Source organism: Chitinophaga solisilvae, assembly GCF_009928525.1.
Taxonomy (GTDB): Bacteria; Bacteroidota; Bacteroidia; order Chitinophagales; family Chitinophagaceae; genus Chitinophaga; species Chitinophaga solisilvae.
The window spans coordinates 679,158-701,726 of record NZ_JAABOK010000002.1 but is presented as its reverse complement, the minus strand read 5'-3'; the positions used below and the strand labels follow the sequence as shown (position 1 = coordinate 701,726).

21 protein-coding genes are annotated in these 22,569 nt (G+C 47.6%); 6 read left to right on the top strand and 15 right to left on the bottom strand.

What is annotated here, in order from left to right; all coding sequences use genetic code 11:
• The first annotated feature begins 41 nt into the window (after nucleotides 1–41).
• Entirely contained in the window at nucleotides 42–1,913 is a 1,872-nt protein-coding gene (locus GWG06_RS05645; protein WP_160711890.1) for an Nramp family divalent metal transporter, read from the top strand.
• A gap of 7 nt (nucleotides 1,914–1,920) precedes the next feature.
• Nucleotides 1,921–2,310, top strand: coding sequence for a thioesterase family protein (locus tag GWG06_RS05640; RefSeq protein WP_127042983.1), 390 nt, complete (start codon nucleotides 1,921–1,923; stop codon nucleotides 2,308–2,310).
• Here GWG06_RS05640 and GWG06_RS05635 read toward each other — a convergent pair.
• The 4 genes from GWG06_RS05635 to GWG06_RS05620 form a co-directional block, all read right to left on the bottom strand.
• A complete protein-coding gene (locus GWG06_RS05635; RefSeq protein WP_127042981.1) occupies nucleotides 2,305–3,042 on the bottom strand; it encodes a LytR/AlgR family response regulator transcription factor in 738 nt (245 codons plus the stop codon). The two genes, GWG06_RS05640 and GWG06_RS05635, sit on opposite strands and share 6 nt — an antisense overlap.
• Nucleotides 3,020–4,084: a sensor histidine kinase gene (locus GWG06_RS05630; protein ID WP_235938159.1), complete on the bottom strand. Its 1,065-nt coding sequence runs from the start codon at nucleotides 4,082–4,084 to the stop codon at nucleotides 3,020–3,022. Before GWG06_RS05630 ends, GWG06_RS05635 begins: the two co-directional genes overlap by 23 nt.
• A gap of 16 nt (nucleotides 4,085–4,100) precedes the next feature.
• A complete protein-coding gene (locus GWG06_RS05625) occupies nucleotides 4,101–4,454 on the bottom strand; it encodes a DUF4288 domain-containing protein (protein WP_127042979.1) in 354 nt (117 codons plus the stop codon).
• 62 nt (nucleotides 4,455–4,516) lie between these two features.
• The gene (locus GWG06_RS05620; protein ID WP_160711888.1) at nucleotides 4,517–5,314 is read right to left on the bottom strand and encodes a LiaF transmembrane domain-containing protein; all 798 of its coding nucleotides are present in this window, start codon (nucleotides 5,312–5,314) and stop codon (nucleotides 4,517–4,519) included.
• Nucleotides 5,315–5,364: 50 nt separating this feature from the next.
• Here GWG06_RS05620 and GWG06_RS05615 point away from each other — a divergent pair, with 50 nt between their 5' ends.
• On the top strand, nucleotides 5,365–5,508 hold the full coding sequence (locus GWG06_RS05615; RefSeq protein ID WP_160711886.1) for a hypothetical protein: 144 nt from the start codon (nucleotides 5,365–5,367) through the stop codon (nucleotides 5,506–5,508).
• A 4-nt stretch (nucleotides 5,509–5,512) separates the two neighbouring features.
• Here the strand turns inward: GWG06_RS05615 and GWG06_RS05610 are convergent, their stop codons facing one another.
• Both GWG06_RS05610 and GWG06_RS05605 read right to left on the bottom strand, forming a co-directional pair.
• The gene (locus GWG06_RS05610; RefSeq protein ID WP_160711884.1) at nucleotides 5,513–6,181 is read right to left on the bottom strand and encodes an FAD-binding oxidoreductase; all 669 of its coding nucleotides are present in this window, start codon (nucleotides 6,179–6,181) and stop codon (nucleotides 5,513–5,515) included.
• A 42-nt stretch (nucleotides 6,182–6,223) separates the two neighbouring features.
• Nucleotides 6,224–6,895 (bottom strand): SGNH/GDSL hydrolase family protein, encoded by a 672-nt coding sequence (locus tag GWG06_RS05605; protein WP_235938157.1) that lies wholly within the window; start codon nucleotides 6,893–6,895, stop codon nucleotides 6,224–6,226.
• Between the two features lie 125 nt (nucleotides 6,896–7,020).
• Between GWG06_RS05605 and icd the strand changes: the two genes are divergently transcribed.
• Together icd and GWG06_RS05595 are read left to right on the top strand one after the other, a co-directional pair.
• Nucleotides 7,021–8,289, top strand: coding sequence for an NADP-dependent isocitrate dehydrogenase (gene icd, locus GWG06_RS05600; RefSeq protein WP_160711882.1), 1,269 nt, complete (start codon nucleotides 7,021–7,023; stop codon nucleotides 8,287–8,289).
• Between the two features lie 304 nt (nucleotides 8,290–8,593).
• On the top strand, nucleotides 8,594–9,820 hold the full coding sequence (locus GWG06_RS05595; protein WP_160711880.1) for an NADP-dependent isocitrate dehydrogenase: 1,227 nt from the start codon (nucleotides 8,594–8,596) through the stop codon (nucleotides 9,818–9,820).
• Between the two features lie 118 nt (nucleotides 9,821–9,938).
• Here GWG06_RS05595 and GWG06_RS05590 read toward each other — a convergent pair whose 3' ends face one another.
• From GWG06_RS05590 to GWG06_RS05560, 7 genes are all read right to left on the bottom strand, one after another.
• Nucleotides 9,939–11,573, bottom strand: a complete 1,635-nt coding sequence (locus GWG06_RS05590; protein ID WP_160711878.1) for a L,D-transpeptidase family protein — start codon at nucleotides 11,571–11,573, stop codon at nucleotides 9,939–9,941.
• 365 nt (nucleotides 11,574–11,938) lie between these two features.
• Entirely contained in the window at nucleotides 11,939–12,511 is a 573-nt protein-coding gene (locus GWG06_RS05585; RefSeq protein WP_235938155.1) for an AraC family transcriptional regulator, read from the bottom strand.
• 5 nt (nucleotides 12,512–12,516) lie between these two features.
• On the bottom strand, nucleotides 12,517–13,389 hold the full coding sequence (locus GWG06_RS05580; protein ID WP_160711876.1) for a hypothetical protein: 873 nt from the start codon (nucleotides 13,387–13,389) through the stop codon (nucleotides 12,517–12,519).
• A 12-nt stretch (nucleotides 13,390–13,401) separates the two neighbouring features.
• Nucleotides 13,402–13,947 (bottom strand): heavy-metal-associated domain-containing protein, encoded by a 546-nt coding sequence (locus GWG06_RS05575; RefSeq protein ID WP_127044428.1) that lies wholly within the window; start codon nucleotides 13,945–13,947, stop codon nucleotides 13,402–13,404.
• A gap of 79 nt (nucleotides 13,948–14,026) precedes the next feature.
• Nucleotides 14,027–14,416: an HYC_CC_PP family protein gene (locus tag GWG06_RS05570; RefSeq protein WP_160711874.1), complete on the bottom strand. Its 390-nt coding sequence runs from the start codon at nucleotides 14,414–14,416 to the stop codon at nucleotides 14,027–14,029.
• 152 nt (nucleotides 14,417–14,568) lie between these two features.
• Complete coding sequence (locus GWG06_RS05565; RefSeq protein ID WP_160711872.1) at nucleotides 14,569–16,548, bottom strand: putative porin; 1,980 nt, start codon at nucleotides 16,546–16,548, stop codon at nucleotides 14,569–14,571.
• Nucleotides 16,549–16,566: 18 nt separating this feature from the next.
• The gene (locus GWG06_RS05560) at nucleotides 16,567–17,388 is read right to left on the bottom strand and encodes a purine-nucleoside phosphorylase (RefSeq protein ID WP_127044460.1); all 822 of its coding nucleotides are present in this window, start codon (nucleotides 17,386–17,388) and stop codon (nucleotides 16,567–16,569) included.
• Nucleotides 17,389–17,516: 128 nt separating this feature from the next.
• Here GWG06_RS05560 and sucC point away from each other — a divergent pair, with 128 nt between their 5' ends.
• On the top strand, nucleotides 17,517–18,731 hold the full coding sequence (gene sucC, locus GWG06_RS05555) for an ADP-forming succinate--CoA ligase subunit beta (protein ID WP_127044459.1): 1,215 nt from the start codon (nucleotides 17,517–17,519) through the stop codon (nucleotides 18,729–18,731).
• A 112-nt stretch (nucleotides 18,732–18,843) separates the two neighbouring features.
• Here the strand turns inward: sucC and GWG06_RS05550 are convergent, their stop codons facing one another.
• Nucleotides 18,844–20,001 (bottom strand): thioredoxin family protein, encoded by a 1,158-nt coding sequence (locus GWG06_RS05550; protein ID WP_160711870.1) that lies wholly within the window; start codon nucleotides 19,999–20,001, stop codon nucleotides 18,844–18,846.
• A gap of 106 nt (nucleotides 20,002–20,107) precedes the next feature.
• Nucleotides 20,108–22,522 (bottom strand): transglycosylase domain-containing protein, encoded by a 2,415-nt coding sequence (locus GWG06_RS05545; RefSeq protein WP_160711868.1) that lies wholly within the window; start codon nucleotides 22,520–22,522, stop codon nucleotides 20,108–20,110.
• Between the last annotated feature and the right edge of the window lie 47 nt (nucleotides 22,523–22,569).

The window sequence follows — 22,569 nt, the reverse complement described above, 5'->3', positions numbered from 1 at the left end:
ATTCGCAATTCGTCATTCGTAATTATTATTCAGAGAATAATATGAATCATCATCCTCACACATCGCTCAGCGATGTACACCAGAGTATAGATACCAGCAAAAAATCAAGGTGGCGTAAGCTATTTGCCTTCTTTGGCCCCGCCTACCTTGTAAGCGTAGGATATATGGATCCCGGCAACTGGGCAACGGATCTTGCCGGCGGCAGCCAGTACGGGTACAAACTGTTATGGGTACTGCTGATGAGTAACATGATGGCGCTGCTGCTGCAGAGCCTCAGCGCCAGACTGGGAATCGTGCGCGGGCGCGATCTGGCACAGGCGAACCGTGAAACCTATCCCCGCGGAGTTAATTTCCTTCTGTATGTACTCGCGGAAATAGCCATCGCCGCCACAGACCTGGCCGAAGTACTCGGTATGGCCATCGGTATACAGCTGCTTACCGGCCTGCCGCTGATATGGGGGGTAAGTCTGACCATCCTCGATACCTTCCTGCTGCTCATATTGCAGCGTTACGGTATCCGCAAGATGGAAGCCTTCATCGTTTCGCTGGTGGCTATTGTGGGGATATCCTTCCTGATACAGCTTATAATGGCCAAACCGGAAATGCACGAAGTAGTGAAAGGCTTTGTGCCTTCTATCCCCGATAACAACGCCCTGTATATTGCCATTGGCATTATCGGCGCCACTGTAATGCCGCATAACCTGTACCTCCACTCCGCACTGGTACAAACGCGCAAAATCAAACGCACAGATGCCGGCATCCGGCAGGCACTGAAGCTCAACTTCATCGATAGCACCATCGCCCTCAACCTGGCCTTCCTCGTGAATGCCGCCATCCTCATACTCGCAGCTGCGGTATTCTATAAAACAGGCAGAACAGACGTGGCCGAAATACAGGACGCATACGAACTGCTGTCACAGCTGCTGAGCAGCAAACTGGCCCCTATACTCTTTGCAGTAGCGCTTATCGCAGCCGGACAAAGCAGCACCGTTACCGGTACGCTGGCCGGCCAGATCGTCATGGAAGGATACCTGCACCTGCGTATCAACCCCTGGCTGCGCCGCCTGCTTACCCGCCTGATCGCTATCATCCCCGCCTTGCTCGTTATCCTGATTGCCGGCGAAAAAAAGGTGGGCGAACTGCTGGTATTCAGCCAGGTACTGCTGAGTATGCAGCTGGGATTCGCCATCATCCCGCTGATACATTTTGTGAGCGACAAAAAAACAATGGGTAACTATGCTATCAAACCGGCGGTGAAAGTTGCCAGCTGGGCCATCACCGCATTGTTGGTATATTTGAATATGCGCATGGTATACACCGAAGCCATCGGTTATATCACCGGCTCCGGTAATATACTGGTAGACGGGGTGATTATTGCGGCAGGTATCGGCTTTGTCATCCTGCTGGTAACCACTATCATCTATCCTGTTACCAGCCGCTACCGGCAGGAAGCCTCCGGCGGCATTCATACGCCGCAGATTTCGCTGGGAGAGCTGGATAAGCCGGAATACAAACGTATTGCCATGGCGCTGGAATTCAGTAAAAAAGATGAACAGATTATCGCCAATGCCATCGGTCACGGTAACGAACATACGGAGTATGTCTTGATTCATATTGTGGAAAGCGCCTCTGCGAAATACTTCGGGAAAGAGTCGGACGACTTCGAAACGCGTAAGGACCAGGAACAGCTGGATACTTACCTGGCGCTGCTGAGAAGCCGCGGCATCAAAGCGCACGGTGTACTGGGTTTCCGACATCGTGCCAAGGAAATTGCCCGTATTGCCATAGATGAAAAAGCAGACTTCCTGGTACTGGGCGGCCACGGCCACAGAGGTATCAAAGACTGGATCTATGGCGAAACCGCCAACCAGGTAAGACATTTTGTAAAAATACCCGTACTGGTAGTTCAATAAACTTTCTATGCGATCCATATTTCAGCCGGGAGATGTAAAGACATTCGGGCGTATCGTCAGAACCGAAGACTGTGCTGCATTTGACAGCGGACAGGTACATCCGGTATACGCCACTTTTGCGCTGGCCCGCGATGCGGAATGGTGCTGCCGCCTGTTTGTACTCGAAATGAAAGAAGAAGGAGAAGAAGGAATAGGTACACAACTTTCGGTGGATCATGTATCACCGGCCCTGCAGGGCAGCGAGGTAGTATTTACCGCTACTATCACTGCCCTGCAGGGAAATGAAATTATCTGCCGCTATGAAGCCCGCTGTAATAACCGGCTGATAGCTACCGGCACACAATCGCAGAAAATTCTGAAGAAGGAAAAACTGGAACGGCTGTTCTCTTCATTATAAGCCCAATGCGGCTTTCAGCCGGGGGTAACCTGTTTTGCTCACCAGTACCTTTGCGCCGCTGCGCAGGATAGCCAGGTGATTTTCCTTTTCATAAGGATCAATACGCGTTACCTGGTTTACGTTCAGCATATACGAACGATGTACCCTCGTAAACTGCTGCGGATCGAGCGTCTGCTCAAAGAAGGCCATGGTTTTGTTTTTCAGGAAACTGCCTTCATGCGTAATAATTTTTACATAATCATCAGCCGCTTCCAGGTAATGAATATCCTGTACAGGGATGATCTTTATTTTTCCGTTGATTTTAATCACTACCCTGTTGCTTTGCAGCGGCGTAGCAGCAGCAGTTTCCAGCAGGGCTGCCGTAGCGCTCACGCTGCTGTTATGCTGGTCCAGCCATTTCTGCAGCGCTTTGTCAAACCGGTCCCTGGAAAAAGGTTTTAGCAGATAATCCACCGCATGCACCTCAAAAGCGCGCAGGGCATGTTCTTCAAAAGCAGTCGTGAAAATCACGGCCGGCATACTTTCTACCAGTTCCAGCATTTCAAAGCCGGTGATTTTGGGCATCTGGATATCAAGGAAAATAATATCCGGCTGGTGCTGCTGTATGGCTTTAAGCCCTTCAAAGCCATCGTTACACTCCTGTAACAGCTGTATCTGAGGGAAGTTAGCCAGATATTCCTTTACCACCTCCCGGGCCAGAGGCTCATCATCAATTATTACTGCTTTTATCATTGGTTTGTGGTACTTTAATCAAGGTTGTAAAAATGTTTTCCTGCGCTTTGGCTTCCAGCAGATCCTGCCGCGCAAACAACAGGTACAGGCGGCGTTCTATGGAGCTGAGTCCGAAACCGGTGCCCTTGTTGGGTTGTTGCCCTTCGTTATCAAACGGATTTGTTACTTCAATATACAACATCCCTTCTTCTGACCATGCCCGGATGCTGATGGTAATCTCTCCGATGGTATCATACAGCCCGAACTTAATGGCATTCTCCACTACCGGCTGCAGCAGCATAGGCGGCATGAGCAACTGTTCTGCAGCTTCATCGTGAATGATCCGGGTACTGAGGCGGTGCCCGAAGCGCACCTTTTCTATATCCAGGTATAACTGAAGATACTGCAGTTCTTCTTTCAGAGAAATCCAGTGATCATCTTCCCTTTTCAGCGATCCGCGCAGGAAGTCCGATAACTTCAGCACCATTTCCCTGGCTTCCTGCGGCCGCAGCATAATCAGCGCGTTGATGGAGTTCAGGCTGTTAAACAGAAAGTGTGGTTGTAATTGCTGACGCAGTTTAAATAATTCTGCTTCACGTACTATTTTTTCGGTGGCTTCCTTTCTGGCTCTTTCATCCTGCTGTTCTGCATCATCATACCATAACTGGCTCCTGTACCCGATTCCCGCTATCATCATACAGCCAACTATATAATGAATGGGAATCGCATTGTTCAGCCAGTGGATGTATTCATAATCTTCATCAAAGGCGCGTACCAGTATCCAGTGACAGAAGAAGACCCATAAGCAGGTCATCACAATACTCACGACGGTTACATATACAAACTTGTTGATACCCGCTCCGGGCCTGTAGTAGGCCAGGTTCCGGCTGATGAGTATACCGGCCACTCCCAGCAATACCACACGTACGGAGCTGTCTGTAACTGCTTTCCAGAAAGAAAAATCAAACCAGTAATATAACAGCGCACCGTATAATATCAGCCAGATCAGAAAAGAAGTAAAGAAACTCCACCAGGAGTTTCCTTTATATATTTGTTTTGCCAATAGAGCGGATTTAACGTTATACGTTTACTTCAAAGTATTGTTGTCCCTGCAGCTGCGCTGATTTCATCTGCAACCAGGCCAGGTAGGAATTGGGATCTCCCGGCTCTTCAATACGGGAATAGAGTTCCATACCGTCGGTCAGCTGATCCAGCGTATATACTTCCGGCACGTTGATGAACTTCCATTGTACCAGTTCCTGCTGCTGGTTTTTGAAAGCGTATTGCTCCTGTATACCTATCTCTCTTGCTTTATCACACGCATCTTTCTTGGTTACAGCGCTGATCAATCTTAACTGTTCGTCGAATTGCGGAGTATGACTTCCATTTCCGCAGATAATCTGGTAAACTACTTTAGCAACAAACCAATGCATACAATAAGATTTAAAAAGTTGGATGGATTCTTTTACAGATATGGTTTCCGTTTTTGTTATTTTCAGGCGTAGCTTTTAATTTCTACCCCACCGAAGATGCAGGAGCCTTTCACCAGCAGCACCTTGTCCTTGTTGCCGGACGACATCAGGGACATCGGTCTTTTATCTTCCACACCACCCATGATAGGCGTAATATCTACTTTCACGGTCCAGTTGGAGGGTACGATGATTTCACAGCCGCCAAAGATGGTCGTAACATCCAGTACTACTGTTCCGTTGATGTCTGCCTGCATGAAGTTCAGGTCCGATCCGCCGAAAATGGCTGACACATGGCCTCCCTGGAAGTTCTTGGAGGTAATGGTTTTATCTACTCCGCTGAACAGGGCGGTTAAATTGATGGTATCATCACCGGTAAAGCTGTGTTTTTCGCTCTGGTAGTGTGATTCCGCGCCGCCTGCATATTGCTCTGCATACATCTCCTTATATTTTTCCTTATATGTTTCTTTATATTTATCTATGTTATGACGGTCAAACTGCCGGTGGGTAATCACCCCGATACCCACTACAATCAGCACTACGGGCCAGATGAAGCGGGCGGTATTATAAGGCCAGTTCAGCACTTCTCCGGCGAGGAAAATACCACCAATGGAGATCATGATTAACCAGGCGCCACCTTTAAATTCATGCTTGAATCCCATCAGTACGCCTATAGCAATCAGAATCATCTGCCAGGAGAACAGCCAGTCAGGAAGGTCCAGGTCCAGGCGTTTCAGCAACAGCACCACACCTACTACGATCAGGATGATACCTCCTGTGGCGCGGCTCCTTTTTTTTGATTCGATAATATCTTCGTTTCTCATTGTTTTGATATTTACGATACAAAAATAGAATGCCGTGGTCTGCTACAAAAGTGAGTTTAGGCCAAGAAAACGCTTTTACCGGTAAAACGCAGGAAAATGCCGGCGAAAAAGTCAGGGAGAAATTCTACCGTTGCTTCCGGGAGGGTAAAATGGCGGCAGGCGCACAGGTAACATCTGCCGGCCATCTGGTATAAGTTATTATATCTCAATAGTAATCAGGTCTGCTTTACCGGTCAGTCCGCTCAGTATTTCTTTCAGTTGCTGTACCATAGGATCGGGGCCGCAGATATAGAAATGCTGGTTAAAATCGCTGATCTTTTCCCGGAGATAGGCGGCATCTATTTTCCGGTGATCGTATCCGGGTGCTTCCTCTTCCGTCAGGGTATTAATAAAGCGTTTGCCCAGCATCTGCTGAAATTCATCCTGTAAGATGATATCAGCAGAGGTTTTGTTGGAGAAGATGAGCGTGTTGTTTCCCAGCTGCCCTTTCTGCTGCAGGTCCCGGAAGATGGCAATAAACGGCGTTACGCCCGCCCCGCCGGCAATAAACACTCCTTCGCCCTTATAATGGATGGCGCCCCATACATCATGTAATGTCAGGGAGTCGCCCGGGGCCAGCTGATTCAGTTCAGCGGTTACGCTGTGATGATCTTCATAGATTTTGATGGTGAATTCCAGGTGGTCCCATTCATTCAGTCCTGTAAAGGTAAATGGCCGTCTTTCTTCTGCCCATCCTGGTTTATTAATGGATACCTCGGTGGCCTGGCCGGGAATGAAATGGTAGCCTGCCGGCTTTTCCACTTTAAATCTTCTGACATTGTGGGTTACCGGCGTGACAGACAATACTTTTACGATATGGCTTTCCATAGAGAAGGTTTTCTTAGATATGAAATTAGCGTATTTTTTACGTCAATGCAACGCCTGTTGCAACACTGACGACAGATCATTTGCCCAGCGGGCATAATCCTTTCCGGAAGGATGCAGGCCGTCGCCAGCTACCAGGGAGGCATCCTGTACAGCTTCCCGGGTATAATGTGTAATATCCAGCCAGGCGACATGCATACTGGCAGCAATAGCCTTTCCGGCGGCATTATAGGCATCTATTTCCTGCGCAATAGCGGCACGGTCGCGGCCTTCAGCGAAAGGAGTGACTCCCCAGTCGGGAATAGACAACACCACTACCCTTGTAGGGCGGTTGCCCGCAAAGGCCAGCGCCTGTTGCAGCAGTCCGGTAAATTCAGGGATGTAATTTTCCACAGAGCGGCCCCGGTACTGATTATTCACCCCTATCAGCAGGGTAACCAGGTCGTAAGTACCACGGATACCTGCAGCTTCAATACCTGCCTTCAGCTCGTCGGTAGTCCAGCCGGTGGTGGCTACAATCACAGGATCTTCCACCGGTATTCCCTTGCTGCGGAGCAGCCGGGTTGTCTGCACCGGAAAGCGTTCGGGCTCCGGCACACATTCTCCAATGGTATAACTATCGCCCAGGGCGAGATAAGAAACAGACTGCATGGTGGTATCGTTGATTTTGTTGTTGCTGCAAAAAAATGTGCAGCAAAATAACATTAATCCTAACATAAGCAAAAAGTTATATACCGGCTAAAATCAGGGAATAAAAGAAAGAAGTTAACCTCCCTTTAACCATAATTGCGTTACCTTTGCACCCGATTACACAATTACGTAACGCATAAAGAAACCGTTTTATGCCGGCAGAAAAAATATCGATGAACAATGGCCTGTTACAGGTCCCCGCACACCCAATCATACCATTTATTATAGGCGACGGAATTGGTCCGGATATCTGGAAAGCCAGTGTCCGCGTATTCGACGCAGCTATAGAAAAAGCCTATGGTGGTGAAAGGAAAATTGAATGGAAAGAAGTACTGGCTGGTGAGAAAGCCTTCCAGGAAACCAAAGAATGGCTGCCAGCAAGCACTCTGGACGCATTGAAAGAATACCTGGTGTCTATCAAGGGCCCATTGTCCACCCCGGTTGGTGGCGGTATCCGTTCCCTGAACGTGGCTATGCGCCAGGAACTGGATCTCTACGCCTGCGTAAGACCAGTACGCTGGTTCAACAAAGTACCTTCTCCCGTTAAACATCCGGAGAAAGTAGACATGGTCATCTTCCGCGAAAACACAGAAGATATCTATGCCGGCATCGAATATATGACAGGAACTCCGGAAGCAGACAAACTGCTCAACTTCCTGCAGAACGAAATGGGCGTTAAGAAAATCCGCTTCCCGTACACCTCTTCCCTGGGTATCAAACCGGTATCCATTGAAGGCACGGAAAGACTGGTACGTGCTGCCATCATCTACGCACTGGAGCACAAACGTACTTCCGTTACCATCGTTCACAAAGGCAACATCATGAAATTCACCGAAGGCGGCTTCAAAAACTGGGGCTACGCACTGGCGGAAAAAGAATTTGCTGATAAAGTATATACCTGGGAACGCTGGGAAAATACCAAGAAAGAACAAGGCGAAGATGCTGCCAATAAAGAACTGAAAGTAGCACAGGCAGAAGGTAAACTCATCATCAAGGATGTGATTGCGGATAACTTCCTGCAACAGATCCTGCTGGCGCCACAGGACTACTCCGTAGTGGCTACCCTCAACCTGAACGGCGACTACATCTCCGATGCACTCGCTGCCGCCGTAGGTGGTATCGGTATCGCTCCAGGCGCCAATATCAACTATATGACCGGCCACGCCGTATTCGAAGCTACCCACGGTACCGCTCCCCGCTTCGCCAACACCAACACCATGAACCCTTCCTCCGTTATCCTCAGCGGCGTAATGATGCTGGAATACATGGGCTGGAAAGAAGCTGCGGAAATTATCGTTCACGGCCTCAGCACCGCGATCGCCCGCAAACGCGTCACCATCGACTTCTACAACCTCATGGATGACGCCACACTGGTTAAAACCAGCGAGTTCGCGGATGAAGTAATTAAACAAATGCATTAGTCAGGAATTACGAATTGCGAATTGCGAATTACGAATTACGAATGTAGTTCGAAGATAAAAGCGAAGACCGAAGCGGATACTTAATAGTATTATCGCTTCGGTCTTCGCTTTTATCTTCGAACTACATTCGTAATTCGTAATTCGTAATTCATAATTCTTCCTTTTTGTGTCTTTGGTACATAAAATGTTTTGTTATTATCACAGCTATTCGTATTTTTCCGTGATGATCTCCTGAGAAGGGGACTTGCTTGAATAGTTGTTCGTTTTTTTATTGCATTTAATCTAATTTTTAAAAAAACCCGTAATGTCAAAAATTAAAGTAGCTAATCCAGTGGTAGAACTGGATGGAGACGAGATGACACGGATCATCTGGAAATTCATTAAGGATAAACTGATACTTCCATATCTGGATGTAGAAATCAAATATTTTGACCTGGGCATGGAACATCGCGATGCTACCAACGACCAGGTAACAATTGATGCGGCCAATGCCATCCGCGAAGTAGGCGTTGGTATCAAATGCGCTACTATTACGCCGGATGAAGAACGCGTAAAAGAGTTCAAACTGAAGCAAATGTGGAAATCACCGAACGGCACTATCCGTAATATCCTGGATGGTACTGTGTTCCGTGAGCCTATCGTGATGAAAAATGTGCCGCGCCTGGTGCCTAACTGGACTGCTCCTATCTGCATCGGCCGTCATGCTTTCGGCGATCAGTACCGCGCTACCGACTTCGTTACCAAAGGTAAAGGTAAACTGACCATCAAATTTGAAGGCGAAAACGGCGAAGTGATCGAACACGAAGTATATAACTTCAAAGGCGATGGCGTTGCCCTGGCGATGTACAATACGGACGAGTCTATCAAAGGCTTTGCCCGTGCATGTTTCAACCAGGCCCTGATGAAAAAATGGCCACTCTACCTGAGCACCAAAAATACCATCCTGAAAAAATATGATGGCCGCTTCAAAGATATCTTCGAAGAAATCTATCAGCAGGAATTCAAAGCTAAATTCCAGGAACTGGGCCTCACCTATGAGCACCGCCTCATCGATGACATGGTAGCCAGCGCACTGAAATGGAACGGTAACTTCGTATGGGCATGTAAAAACTATGACGGCGACGTACAGTCTGATACCGTTGCTCAAGGTTTCGGCTCACTCGGCCTCATGACCTCTACCCTGATCACTCCGGATGGTAAAACAATGGAAGCAGAAGCCGCTCATGGTACTGTAACCCGCCACTACCGCGATCATCAGGCAGGTAAACCTACCTCCACCAACCCTATCGCCTCCATCTTCGCATGGACACGCGGTCTGGAATTCCGTGGTAAACTGGATAACAACCAGGAACTGATCAACTTCTGCCACGCACTCGAACAGGTTTGTATCGAAGTAGTGGAAAGCGGTAAAATGACCAAAGACCTGGCCGTTTGTATCCACGGTAATAAAGTAGAACACGGTAAAGACTACCTGTATACAGAAGAATTCCTCCAGGAACTGGATACAGCCCTCAAAGCCAAACTTAAATAATTTGGTTATTTGATTATTTGATTATTTGAGATTTATATTCAAAAAGAGAAGCCTTCAGGACGGTCCTGAAGGCTTCTCTTTTTGAATATAAATCTCAAATAATCAAATAATCAAATAACTAAATTTTCATAAGGCGGCGGAGTACCTTGTCTTCTCCGTAGATATCGTCGTAGAAAATCAGGGTGCCGTTTTTTCCTTCTGCGGTGAAATACCTGAAGTAAATGGGGATACGCCGGGTGAGGTCTACCTGCCGCTTTTCTTCCCTGTCAATCCAAGCTCGGATACTGTCTATACGGTGATTGCTGGTATCCGGCGAACTTACCAGGTATTGCGCCAGGCTATCCCACTGCTGTACGCGCACGCAACCATGGCTCATAGCTCTCATGGAATTCTTGAACAGACCGCGGTTGTTGGTATCATGCAGGTATACGCTGTATTTGTTGCGGAAATTAAACTTCATGATACCGAGTGAGTTGTCCAGACCGTCCATCTGCCGGAGCACATAAGGGAAATGTCCTTTCGATAATTTGCTCCAGTCTATCGTTAACGGATCTACGGCATTGCCGGAGGCATCTATCACTTCCAGGTTTTTGGAGGCCAGGTAGTTCACATCTTTCTTGATAGCGGGCAGCATTTCTTTGAAGACAATGCTGTAAGGTACGCGCCAGTAAGGATATAACATGAAGTTGGTCATGTAGGAATTCAGCAGTGGCGTACGGGTACGCGGCGTACCTACAATTACGCGGGAAGCCACCTTTACCACGCCGCTGTCTACCACCTCCAGGTTATAGCCCGGCAGGTTTACCAGGATATACTGATTGGGGAAGGTATCCGGCATCTTGCGCCAGCGGTCCAGGTTAACGGCCGCCTGCATAACCCAGTCATGTACGGTTCTGTTGAGCGCCATCACTGTTCTTCTGCCGGCAACGCCATCCGGGTAAATGTTGAATTCCTTCTGGAATGCCCTGACCCCATCTTTTAATATAGCCGTATCCGTATCATGTCCGCCACTGGTATCCAGGTGGCCGCTTTGCGCCAGCCTGTTGATGAGCTGTAGCCTGAAAGCCATTGTATCCGTATAGCTGAGCGGCAGGGTATCCCAGTGGTAGGCGGCATATTTTTCCTTAAATCCGCGGATACCTTCTTTCAGCGCGAGATAACCGGCATGCGTGGGCTCCAGCTCCTGCAGCACCGGCGTTACATCCTTCTGATCCAGGCTGGTCCGCAGTTTGGTCAGCAGATCAGTGTCGGCGAAGAGGGAATCAGCTTTCAGGGTGATACTATCCCGCGGCGCTACGCCAAAGCGCAGATCCGACGCCATTCTCATAAAGGCGTCTGTCAGCAATACATCCATTCTGGCCCAGAGTGCAGCGTCCTTTTTGGCGGACGGGTCAACGGCCAGTTGCCTCCAGGCAGCGCTCAGCGCGGCTTCGTGGTAATGCGCCGGCAGCAATCCTTCGTCTTCCGCGCTGAAAATCAGTTTCAGCATGCTTTCTACAGCAGGACTGGCTTCTCCGTTGCGCGACCACTGGCCGGCATGGCTGTTCTGTTCATAAAATTCCTGGATGGCCTGGGGTCTGAAGGCGGGAAGACTGTCTTCCATCAATCCTTCATTGTCTTTCATTGCGGTCAGGCGTTCAACGATGGCTTCTTTCATCACATCGTCCAACTGCCTGATGTTGGCTACTATCTGTTTCTGTTTGGGGGCTGTGTACTTTTTTTTACTATGTCCACAAGCTAACAATAAACACATTCCGGATCCGCATAACAAACTAATAATAAAACACTTGTACTTCATCTGCAGTAAATCGAGAAAAAGTAAAGATAAAGATTATTTGAGATTTGGTTATTTGGTTATTTGAGATTTTGTTGCCTTGCATGGTGTTCTCAAAATTTCAGAAGACACCAGACATGGAAACAAATCTCAAATAACCAAATAACCAAATAACCAAATTTCAAATAATCCTTATCTGCAGCAATCCTTCTTCACAAAAAGGGATTGTATAAATTTCAGGATACCTATTGCTATTTTTTTCATGGCTGCTGAATTAAAAGAAGAGGCTGCGATCTGCAGCAGCCTCTCTTCAAACTAAAACTAAAACAACTAACTTCTGACAACTATAGTTTATCCAGCGGTATACGGCCGGGTGTTTTCAATTGTTTGTACTGGCTGGGCGTGAGTCCGGTCACCTTTTTGAATTGCCCGGAAAGATGCGCTACGCTGCTGTATCCCAGTTTGTAACTGATTTCACTCAGGCTTAATTCATTGTAATCCAGCAATTCCTTTACTCTTTCAATTTTTTGCTGAATAATATATTGCTCAATGGTGATGCCTTCCATTTCGGAAAACAGGCTGCTGAGATAATGATAATCCTTTTGCAGTTTACCGGCCAGCAGTGTAGAGAAATTTTCCTTCATCTCGTCCAGCTCAGAATAATGAACGGTTTCCACTACGATATTTTTAATGGCTGCCACCAGCTGTTGCTTTTTATCGTCGATCAGCAGGAAGCCTTCGGACTGCAAAGCAAGGCGAATTGCCTGCAACTGCTGCTCAGTGAGCTGCCCCTCTACAGTAGCCTTTCCCAGCTGAATATCCTTTACTTTAAGCGAAGCGCCTTCCAGTACCGCCGTAACCACTTTTATGCAGCGGGGACAAACCATATTTTTTATAAACAGATCTGTTTTTTGCACGCCGGTTATTTTTTAATGTTGAAAATATTATGCTCTATCCTCACCAGAAATGAGTTATAGGAGTTCCGCGGCATATCCCCTGCCACCTGCGCTCTGTACGACAGATCCAGCCGCGTGGTACTGTTGAAAATAAACTGTACTGCCGGTGCTATATCCAGGTAAGATCCTCTGCCTGCCGCATCTGTATTGGTTTTACCCAATAGTTCCACATACAGGTTCAGGTTAGTCTGGTTATAGTTTTTATAGGTTACCGGCAACAGCAGATAGCCGGCAGACAAGCTGTAATTCACTGAATTCCTGGAAAATTCATCCGGTATCTGATGCCTGATGTTGTTCATATAACGGTTATACCCCAACGTAGTAGACAGTGCCAGTTTATGCAGCAGCTGTGTAGCTATCACCCCGCCGGAAACACCGGAGGTAGCACCTTCCAGATCCAGTTCCCTGTTGGCATACGGCCGTTTGAAATCCGGCATGCCATGCCCGCCGGTAATAACGGGATAGTAGGGATTGTCTATCACCGAACCTTTTATATAGGCCGCCATGCGGAAATGTGCATGTTGCTGGTCCAGCGACAGGAAGCGGTATTTCGCATAGATGCTGCCGCCCTCTGCGCGGATCGAGTTCTGCATCATATTGGAGGCATATCCGATGGCATGTACCATCAGTTTTTTACTGATGCCCCACATAATTTCCGGTTCAAAGCGCATGCCTGCGTCGCCGGTATGTTCCATGGAAAAGAACCTGTTGCTAAGCCGTATTCCCAGCGAGTTAGCCGCCATATTGCTGGCCGGCTCGCTGTTCACATATAACTCCTGCGCTGAGGTTGTCAGCCCGGCAGCCAGTATCCCTGCTGCTAAAACTAAAACTTTCTTCATATGCCTCTCCGCTTAAATAGTCACGTGATAAATTCTTTTGGAAGCCGGCGCTGTAGCCGGTTTGCAGCAATCATTCATCACACCTGTCTTATAGCAGGGCATCGTTGTTTCACCGGAATATTTTTTGAACTGCTTCGCAGAAACGAAGTTTTTATCGATGACAGTAATATCTTTCTCTCCGTTTAACACCTGGTTTTTAACATCCATGAAATGGAGGGTGTTGCCGGCAAAATTGATGTGTGCGTCGTTCTCTACTTTGACATCGCTGAAATTAGCGGTAACCACCAGCTTTCCTACAGAAAAACCGGCATCTTCCACTTTCTGTTTGATATGATCTATACTCACTTCAGCTCCTGGTTTAAAGAACAGTATAAAGGTGGTATTGTTAAGATCAGTATCTATTTTATCTACAAATGATAATGTCTGCAGTGATTCCAGCGTTGCGCGGGAACACATGGCACAGGTAAGGCCGGTAGCCTGAAGACTTGCTTTCCTGTATTGCGCCTGTGCGCCGAAAGTTACTCCCAATACGAGTAACAGGGTAGTGATAATTCTCATGATCTGAATTTTTTGAAGATGAATATGACGGGTATACCATAGCTGTTCCCGTAACGGAACAGGACTTAGCGGCCCGTTATCAGATCAGGAAAGTACAATTGCGGAGAAAAATGGGGGTATTGAGAGGTTCCGGCGGATCGTGCGGATAGCCGCCCACCAGTATCTTTTGCGCAGAGAGCGCAGGTGTGGATAAAGTTATTACCGGCAGCTGCATGTCTGCAACAACTGTAAAGCTCTGCTGTATTGCTTTGGCTGCCTGATGTGTTTCAGTAACCTTGCAGAATTTGATTTCGTTCTTGCAACATTCTTTGCCTTTCACCGGTTTGCCACACTTGCCACACATATCTTCCGGCGCGGAATGCAACTTCACAGACGCCAGCTTGCCCATGCAATAATGCACATTCACCGTAAACCCGCTTGTCAGCAGGGTATACATTACAGCAAATAATATGGCAAAAAAACGTTTCATGACGAATCACAAAAATACGCAAAAATTTTTTTATTTGAGATTTGATTATTTGAGATTTCAATGCAGCGGTTTATAAAAGCGAAGAGCTGAGCATAAACATTTGCTCAGCTCTTCGCTTTTATAAAATCTCAAATAATAAAATAACCAAATAACTAATTGATAAACCACCATCTCAGGCCCAGCCTGAAGTCGAAGTCGTTTAGCGGATATAATGGCGCCACCATGTTATTGGTTGCAAAGAAGGTGTTCAGGTTTTCAGCCCTGACGAAGGCGGAGAAGGATTTAATGCGGAAATGCGCGAAGGCTGCGATGTCGGGCGCATTATACCTTACCTTATAGGCATTCTGATAAGTAAATTGCCCCAGCAGCGGAGAATAATCATCCGCAAAGTAGCTGGTATTATACTTCAGTTCTATACCTGTCATCAGATTCAGGTTGGTATACAGGCGCTTTTCAAAGGCAAAGCGGTGGCGCGTCCACAGGGCGGGCACATTCACGGGGCCGTTTCCGTGTACCTGCTGAAAAGCAAAATCCATGTACCAGGCAAAGGAAGCGACATTGATTTTTTTGCTGAGAATGACCTGCAGGAGATTGAATAAACCGGAAGCCTGTTTACTGTGATAGGCATCCTCGAAATAGGTGTAATTGGTATACAGCCAGTAATTCACTGCCAGGTTATACTTCAGTTTTTTATTTTCTGCCGCAAACTGCAGCTGGGTAATATTTTCCTTCTTCAGGTCGTAATTATACCAGGTGGTTTTATTACTGTTGAAGTACTTGTAAACATAGGATGGCTCCCTGTTTACGTTGTTTACCGTCAGCTTGATATCCCCGAGCAGGTCGTTCAGGTGACGGCGCAGCATACCTGAAATGCTGTAGTCACCGTTGTTCTGACCGGCCAGATAGAGTTCGCCGCGGGCCGAGAAATCCCATTGCTTGTTGCGGGTTTTATTCCGGTACTCTCCGTGCAGGGCCAGGTTGCTGAAATTAATATCCGCATCCAGGAAGGTGCCGCTGATGGTTTCGTAGCGGGCGCCCACATTAATAAAATGTCCCAGGTTACCTATTACCGGGAACTGTACTAATGATATGTCGTTGGAGAGCAGCTTCCATTTATGCTGCGCAGTTACGTTCTCTGCATTGGTAGCATCAAGTCCGTAACGGGTAATATAGAAGTCCTTTTCCGGACGGGTATCTATAAACTGGTAGTCGTTACTCTGGTAATTCAGCGTGTACTGTACGCGGAATACCGGATCGTACTTGTAGTAGTCCGTGGTATCATTGATATGGATGGAATCGCCCCTTCCCCAGTCGTACTGCTGCTGGAAGAGCAGGCCGGTTTCCTTGTACTGGGACTTAACGGGAATAGAAGTTCCGAAGAAGCCATATGTAGACACTTCCTTGTTACCCAGGTTTACCTCAATCGTTCTTTTCTGTTTAAAGGTAGGATTATTCAGGAAGGTGTCGCTTTTGATACCACCGTTTTCTCCGCCGTTGATTTTGTTATAATAAAAGCTCAGGTAGGAGTTGGCGCGTTTGTTTTTACTCTGGTAGCGCGCGGTGAAGCGATAGGTGTCGTGGTTGGTATTTTGCGTACGGTAGTAACCGGGAGCATTCACCTTTCTGTAGTCGAAGGCGAAGTTGAAGCGCTCCGTGCGGTTCTGCGTATGTGTGATCCCGATTACCTGTTCCTGTTTGCTGCCTACAAGGTAATTCATTTCTGAATAGGGCCTGTTGGTGTTATAGAAGCGTGCGGTGCTGTGGCTGTTGCCATACACATCATAGGCATGAAAACCGGCATCGAATCCGGGTTTCATGAGTGGTGTGAATATCAGGTTGCGCGCTGCGCTGCCGCTGTTGCCCAGCGTCATGTAGTTGGCAGGTACTTTCAGGAAGTCCAGGTTGAAATCTGCCACAGAAGAGTCTATGGTGAAATCGGTAGGCTCGCCGAGGTAACGGTAGGTCAGCGTGAGCGTATCCGGCTCATGATCGTGCTTGGAGGTATCACGCTGCATTTTGCTGGTACCACCTCCGCCGCCGCCCATGCTGCCGAAGCGTCCGGTGTTGAACTGAGCCAGTAATTGATTCCCGCCTAAAAACAGCAGGGCTGTGAGAATAAGAAGTTGCTTCATCCGAAAATGACAAAACGTTTATAGTTGCCGGATTAATTCACTGAAAATAAGCGTGAGCTTGGGTTCTGCAGCATTGGCCGCTTCCAGCACCTCTTCGTGCGTAATCACATTTTCTTCTTCCCTGATGCCGATGTCGGTAATAACGCTCATGGCGAACACTTTCAGCCCTGCATGCGCTGCTACTATCACTTCAGGAACAGTGCTCATGCCTACGGCATCGCCACCGATGATGTGCATGTATTTGTACTCTGCCCTGGTTTCGAAGGTGGGGCCCTGTACGCCTACATATACGCCGGTATGTAAAGATATATTGTTAGCTGCCGCAATATTGCCGGCTGCCGCTATCAGTGCTTTGGAATAGGGTTCGCTCATATCCGGGAAACGTGGTCCCAGGGTGTCCTCATTACGGCCGCGCAGCGGATGTTCCGGCTGCAGATTAATATGATCCCTGATAATCATCAGATCGCCTACCTTAAAGGCAGCGTTCATACCGCCGGCAGCATTGGAAATGAAGAGGGTGGCTATTCCCAGCTCCTTCATTACCCGCACCGGAAAGGTTACCTGGCGCATGCTGAAGCCTTCATAATAATGGAAACGGCCTGCCATGGCTACCACCGGCTTGCCTTTCATATATCCGAGAATCAGTTTGCCGGAATGCCCTTCTACAGTGGATTCCGGGAAATGAGGGATATCACGATAAGAAATTTCTACACTATTCTCTATTTCCTTCGCCAGGTTACCCAGTCCGCTCCCCAATATAATACCCGCTACCGGGATCTCCTGCCAGTATTTTCTGATGTAGTCCCCGGCTGCTTTAATCTGGTCCGTTAATTCACTCATTTGTTTATACTATTATTTAAAAGTCGGATTTAAAAATCAAACCGCGCAAAGTTATTTTTTAATTCACAAATGACTGCAGTTTTATATTTAAATCATAATAACCTATTTTAGCGCCAAATTTTATTGCGATGAACTTACACGAGTACCAGGCTAAAGAACTGTTGAAAAAATATAATGTACCGGTTCAGGAAGGCATTCCCGTAGATACGCCAGAAGCGGCGGCCGAAGCTTACAAACAACTGAAGGTGCAGTATGGTAACGAGTTTGCGGTTGTAAAAGCGCAAATTCATGCCGGTGGACGCGGTAAGGGTAAAATCCGTGGTACAGAGCAGAGAGGCGTGGCAGTAGGTAAAAATGCGGAAGATGTGAAAAACATCGCCGGTAATATCCTCGGAGGCACCCTGGTTACCATTCAGACCGGCGAAGCTGGTAAACTGGTTAACAAAGTACTGGTAGCACAGGATGTTTACTATCCCGGCGCCAACCCTGTAAAGGAATTTTACCTCTCCATCCTGCTGGACCGCGCTAAAAGTGAGAACGTAATCATGTACTCCACTGAAGGCGGTATGGATATCGAAGAAGTAGCACACAATACGCCAGAAAAAATATTCAAAGAGTGGGTAAAGCCAAACATGGCCCTGCAACCCTTCCAGGCCCGCAACATCGCCTTTAACCTGGGCCTGAGCGGCGAAGCGTTTAAAAACATGGTTAAATTTGTTACCAACCTGTACAACGCTTACGTAGGACTGGACTGCAGCATGCTGGAAATCAACCCGTTGTTCAAAACCAGCGACGATAAAATCATCGCTGTAGACGCTAAGGTTAACCTGGACGATAACGCACTGATGCGTCATCCTGACCTGGAAGCCCTCCGTGATATCACCGAAGAAGATCCTACTGAAGTAGAAGCAGGTAAATACAACCTCAACTTCGTAAAACTCGACGGTAACGTAGGCTGTATGGTAAATGGCGCCGGTCTGGCCATGGCTACCATGGATATGATCAAACTCAGCGGCGGTGAACCGGCCAACTTCCTGGACGTAGGCGGTACTGCCAACGCTCAGACCGTAGAAGCAGGCTTCCGTATCATCCTCAAAGATCCTAAAGTACAGGCCATCCTGATCAATATCTTCGGCGGTATCGTTCGTTGCGACAGGGTAGCACAAGGTGTTATCGATGCCTACAAATCCATCGGCAATATCAAAGTGCCTATCATCGTACGTTTACAAGGTACCAACGCTAAAGAAGCGAAAGATCTCATCGAAGCCAGCGGCCTGCAGGTACAATCAGCTACCCTGCTCAGCGAAGCGGCAGACCTCGTAAACAAAGCCATCAAAGCCTAGTTTATTTGATTATTTGATTATTTGAGATTTTATATAAAGCAAGAAGTCCTCTGAACAGTTCAGAGGACTTCTTGCTTTATATAAAATCTCAAATAATCAAATAACTAAATAATCAAATGGATAACTCCTGAAGGGACTTCTTTAAATTATCCGTATTCTGGCCAAAAGCGGTGGCTTTTTCCAGGGCCCAGGTGAAATATTTCTTTGCCTGTTCCTTATTGGCATCCTTACACATATAGGCCAGTGTCTGCAGCACTTCCAGGCTGGATTTCTTCGTCAGTACCGGCGCTGCCCACCTGATATACAGCTCCTTTAACGACGGGTCCCTGCTCAGATCCGGCCCCAGATAGAAGCTCATATAACGCACCCGGTTATCGTTGGTGTCCGGATGGGCAACGGCAAATTCCAGGAAAGTCTTTGCCTGCTTACATTTTCTGTACAGATAGTTTTCTGCATAATACATCCTGACGTAAGTCCAATCAGCAGTACTGTAGACCTGTTGCTGCTGCTGAAGAAAGTTATCAAAGACAGTTTTGTCATAAGTAGCAGACAACACCGTCAGATCCTTTGCCAGCAGCCTGTCCAGGATAGTATTACTCAGGTCTTCCCCGAAACGGTTCACATATTCCGCCCTGTTCCTGATGAAATACTCCCGGTATGCTGCAGGTAACTCCTTCGCTATCAGCATCACCTTGAATGTGGTTTCAGCTGTCATATCCTTTGTTTCCCCCAGGTAAGCAGCCACCGCAGCCTGATCGGTACCCTGACTGCCCTTGTCGAACAAGGCTTTATAGAAAGCCGGATCCTGCGACACCACGTCCGTACTGAAGCCTGACAGGTACTTACCGGCCTTGTTTCTGGCCACATTCTCCTGCAGGAATTCCAGGAATCTGTCAGGCTCCTGGTAACCTATTCCCCGGTTAATCAGCTCACCGTTTTCTGCAATAACCAGGTAAGTAGGGAATCCGCGCATATAATATTTCACACAGAGATCCATACCGAATTTCTCTTTGAACACATCAAAGCCGGTATTGACATAGTTTTCCTCCATGTACTGCTTTACTTCCGGACGCGGAAATACTTTTACTTCCATGTCTTTGCAGGCATGGCATCCTTCGAAATAAGTGTCAATGAAGATGGGCTTGTGTTCCTTCCGGGCCCTGGCGGTAATTTCTTCCCAGGAACCTTTGATGAACTGGGTTTTCTCCTGCGCCATAACGGCAACAGGCAATAACGCCGCTAACAGCAGCGCTTTGGCAACGTGTTTCATACTTGGTTTTTTAATGGTTTGGTTTCTGGGGCTGAAGCTATAAAATCCTGCTGAGATATTAATAAAAAAAGAAGACCGGAGCGTTGCTCCGGTCTTCTCCTTATGTTTAATTATCTTTTTTCGGTGATGGATATACTGCTTTGGGTGCAGCCGGATTGGTTGTAGCCGGTGTTTTACTGTCTTTCTCCGGTTTGGGCGCCGCAGGTTTTTCTTCCTTTGGCTTAGCTGCCGGTTCCGGTGTTTTATCTTCTCCCGGTGTATACATATTCTCGTCTGTTCCGGTATTATAATCAGACTCAGAGCCATTGCCGATGTCTTCAGCTTCAGCGCCGGGTTTTACATTGGTGTCGAAGTTGGAATATGTTTCATCCGTCATATTGGCCGGTACAATGAATTTATCGCTGCTGTTGATTTTCAGGGTATTATCTGCATACACTTTCTGCATGAACAATGCCCATATAGGCAGACCGGTGTTGGCGCCCTGCCCTACACGGGTGGTGGCGAAGTGGATAAAGTTGTTTTCGCAGCCTACCCAGGCGCCGGCCAGCAGTTTAGGGGTATATCCCATAAACCAGCCGTCGGTGTTGTCGTTGGTAGTACCTGTTTTACCGGCCATTTCACCCTGCATTTTATAGGCGCCGCGCATACGGGCGCCGGTGCCACCCGGCTGCAGTACGCCTTCCATCATCTTCACCATGGTGTAGGCTTCTTTCTCACTGATAACCTCCCGCTTAACAGGAGCAAATGTTTCCAGGATATTACCGTAACGGTCTTCTATACGGGTGATGTAAATCGGTTTGGTATTGATACCTCTGGCGGGGAACATGGTATATGCCTGCAACATTTCGTACAGCGATATTTCTGATACCCCCAGTGCGATGGAAGGATAAGGTTCAATTTTACTGGTAAAGCCGATCTTATTCTGGGCGAAGTCTGCAAACGCTTTCGCGCCGATCTGTTTGATCAGGTAAGCAGATACCAGGTTCAGGGAACGCGCCAGTGCGCCGGCCATGGAAATACTGCCGCCAACACTGCCTTCCGAGTTGCGCGATAAGGTCCAGTTCCCGATGGTCACCGGTTCATTCGGCAACATTGTATACGGAGACATGCCATTCATGATGGCAAAGCAGTACAGGAAAGGCTTAAAGGTAGAACCAACCTGACGGCGGGTTTTGGCTACGTGGTCATTTTTGAAATAGCGGAAATCAGGACCGCCTACCCAGGCTTTCACTTCCCCGCTTTCAGGATCCATTGCCATGAAGCCGGCCTGCAGTACCGCGCGCATGTATTTGATAGAATCCAATGGTGTCATTACCGTATCTATCTCATTTAAATCGGGCTCTGTGGAGCTTTTCCAGCTAAACACCTTCATACGGGTAGGCGTGTTAAAGGCTCTGGCAATAGCTGAATCCGATGCCTCATCTTCTTTCATTACCTTATAACGGTCAGATTCCTGCGTATATTTATCCAGGTATTTCGGCCATTTTTTCCATACACTGCCGGTTTTCACATCATTCTGTGCATAGAGGAACTTCTGAAGGGAAGACAGGTGTTTGGCTACCGCTTCTTCCGCATACAACTGCATACGCGGATTGATGGTAGTATAAATTTTCAGCCCGTCGCGGTAGATATTGTAGGGAGTGCCATCCGCCTTGTTATGTTCTTTACACCAGGCCTTCAGCTCATCCCGCAGCACTTCCCTGAAGTAAGGGGCCAGTCCTTTATTATGGTCTATTTTATTATAATGTAAGACGATAGGTTTGCTTTTCGCAGCGGCTGCTTCTGCCGGTGTGATAAAACCGGATTCCACCATGTTGTCTATCACCGTATTACGGCGGCTCAGCGCCAGCTGCGGATTACGACGGGGGTTATACATGGTGTTTCCTTTCAGCATGCCTACCAGGATGGCGGCTTCTTCTATGGATAAATGTCCGGCGTCTTTACTGAAAAAGGTGCGGGCGCCGTTTTCGATACCATAAACGTTATCACCGAAAGCAACGGTGTTCAGGTATAATGTCAGAATTTCCTGTTTGGTGAAGTTACGCTCAAGTTTCACGGCGATGATCCACTCCTGCAATTTCTGGAAGGCTCTGCTGACAGGGTTGCTGGCACGCTGCTTCCCCAGGTTGTCGGCTTGCAGGTTCAGCGCCAGCTGCTGTGTGATGGTACTGGAACCGCGTTTCTTACCTATCAGCAGGTAGAACGGAATGGCCAGCGTTCCTTTGGCATCAATACCGGAGTTATCGTAAAAACGGGTTTCTTCCGTAGCGATGAGTGCGTTGATCACATTTTTGGAGATTTCGTTATAGTCGCTGCTGGAACGGTCTACCTGGTAATATTTACCCAGAATAGTTCCATCATCGGCGATCACTTCGGAAGCCAGCGCTGCGCGCGGGTTCTCCAGCTCTTCCATAGAAGGCATATTGCCTATCACGCGGAAATTGATCAGAAGGACGAAGAGAACAAAAAATGCTAATACACCAAATGCCACTCGCCACAATATTTTCACCGATTTTTTCATGCGCTATATGATTTGTTTTTGGCCAAACCGTCTGTGATTATTTTTTT

Bases quoted from the DNA above. Each gene is read 5' to 3' on its own strand.
- GWG06_RS05645 (WP_160711890.1), top strand. From the start codon at position 42: ATGAATCATCATCCTCACACATCGCTCAGCGATGTACACCAGAGTATA.
- GWG06_RS05570 (WP_160711874.1), bottom strand. From the start codon at position 14,416: ATGAAACGTTTTTTTGCCATATTATTTGCTGTAATGTATACCCTGCTG.
- GWG06_RS05545 (WP_160711868.1), bottom strand. From the start codon at position 22,522: ATGAAAAAATCGGTGAAAATATTGTGGCGAGTGGCATTTGGTGTATTA.
- GWG06_RS05575 (WP_127044428.1), bottom strand. From the start codon at position 13,947: ATGAGAATTATCACTACCCTGTTACTCGTATTGGGAGTAACTTTCGGC.
- GWG06_RS05560 (WP_127044460.1), bottom strand. From the start codon at position 17,388: ATGAGTGAATTAACGGACCAGATTAAAGCAGCCGGGGACTACATCAGA.
- GWG06_RS05595 (WP_160711880.1), top strand. From the start codon at position 8,594: ATGTCAAAAATTAAAGTAGCTAATCCAGTGGTAGAACTGGATGGAGAC.
- GWG06_RS05580 (WP_160711876.1), bottom strand. From the start codon at position 13,389: ATGAAGAAAGTTTTAGTTTTAGCAGCAGGGATACTGGCTGCCGGGCTG.
- GWG06_RS05550 (WP_160711870.1), bottom strand. From the start codon at position 20,001: ATGAAACACGTTGCCAAAGCGCTGCTGTTAGCGGCGTTATTGCCTGTT.
- GWG06_RS05640 (WP_127042983.1), top strand. From the start codon at position 1,921: ATGCGATCCATATTTCAGCCGGGAGATGTAAAGACATTCGGGCGTATC.
- GWG06_RS05610 (WP_160711884.1), bottom strand. From the start codon at position 6,181: ATGGAAAGCCATATCGTAAAAGTATTGTCTGTCACGCCGGTAACCCAC.
- GWG06_RS05590 (WP_160711878.1), bottom strand. From the start codon at position 11,573: ATGTGTTTATTGTTAGCTTGTGGACATAGTAAAAAAAAGTACACAGCC.
- GWG06_RS05635 (WP_127042981.1), bottom strand. From the start codon at position 3,042: ATGATAAAAGCAGTAATAATTGATGATGAGCCTCTGGCCCGGGAGGTG.
- icd (WP_160711882.1), top strand. From the start codon at position 7,021: ATGCCGGCAGAAAAAATATCGATGAACAATGGCCTGTTACAGGTCCCC.
- GWG06_RS05625 (WP_127042979.1), bottom strand. From the start codon at position 4,454: ATGCATTGGTTTGTTGCTAAAGTAGTTTACCAGATTATCTGCGGAAAT.
- sucC (WP_127044459.1), top strand. From the start codon at position 17,517: ATGAACTTACACGAGTACCAGGCTAAAGAACTGTTGAAAAAATATAAT.
- GWG06_RS05565 (WP_160711872.1), bottom strand. From the start codon at position 16,548: ATGAAGCAACTTCTTATTCTCACAGCCCTGCTGTTTTTAGGCGGGAAT.
- GWG06_RS05605 (WP_235938157.1), bottom strand. From the start codon at position 6,895: ATGTTAGGATTAATGTTATTTTGCTGCACATTTTTTTGCAGCAACAAC.
- GWG06_RS05620 (WP_160711888.1), bottom strand. From the start codon at position 5,314: ATGAGAAACGAAGATATTATCGAATCAAAAAAAAGGAGCCGCGCCACA.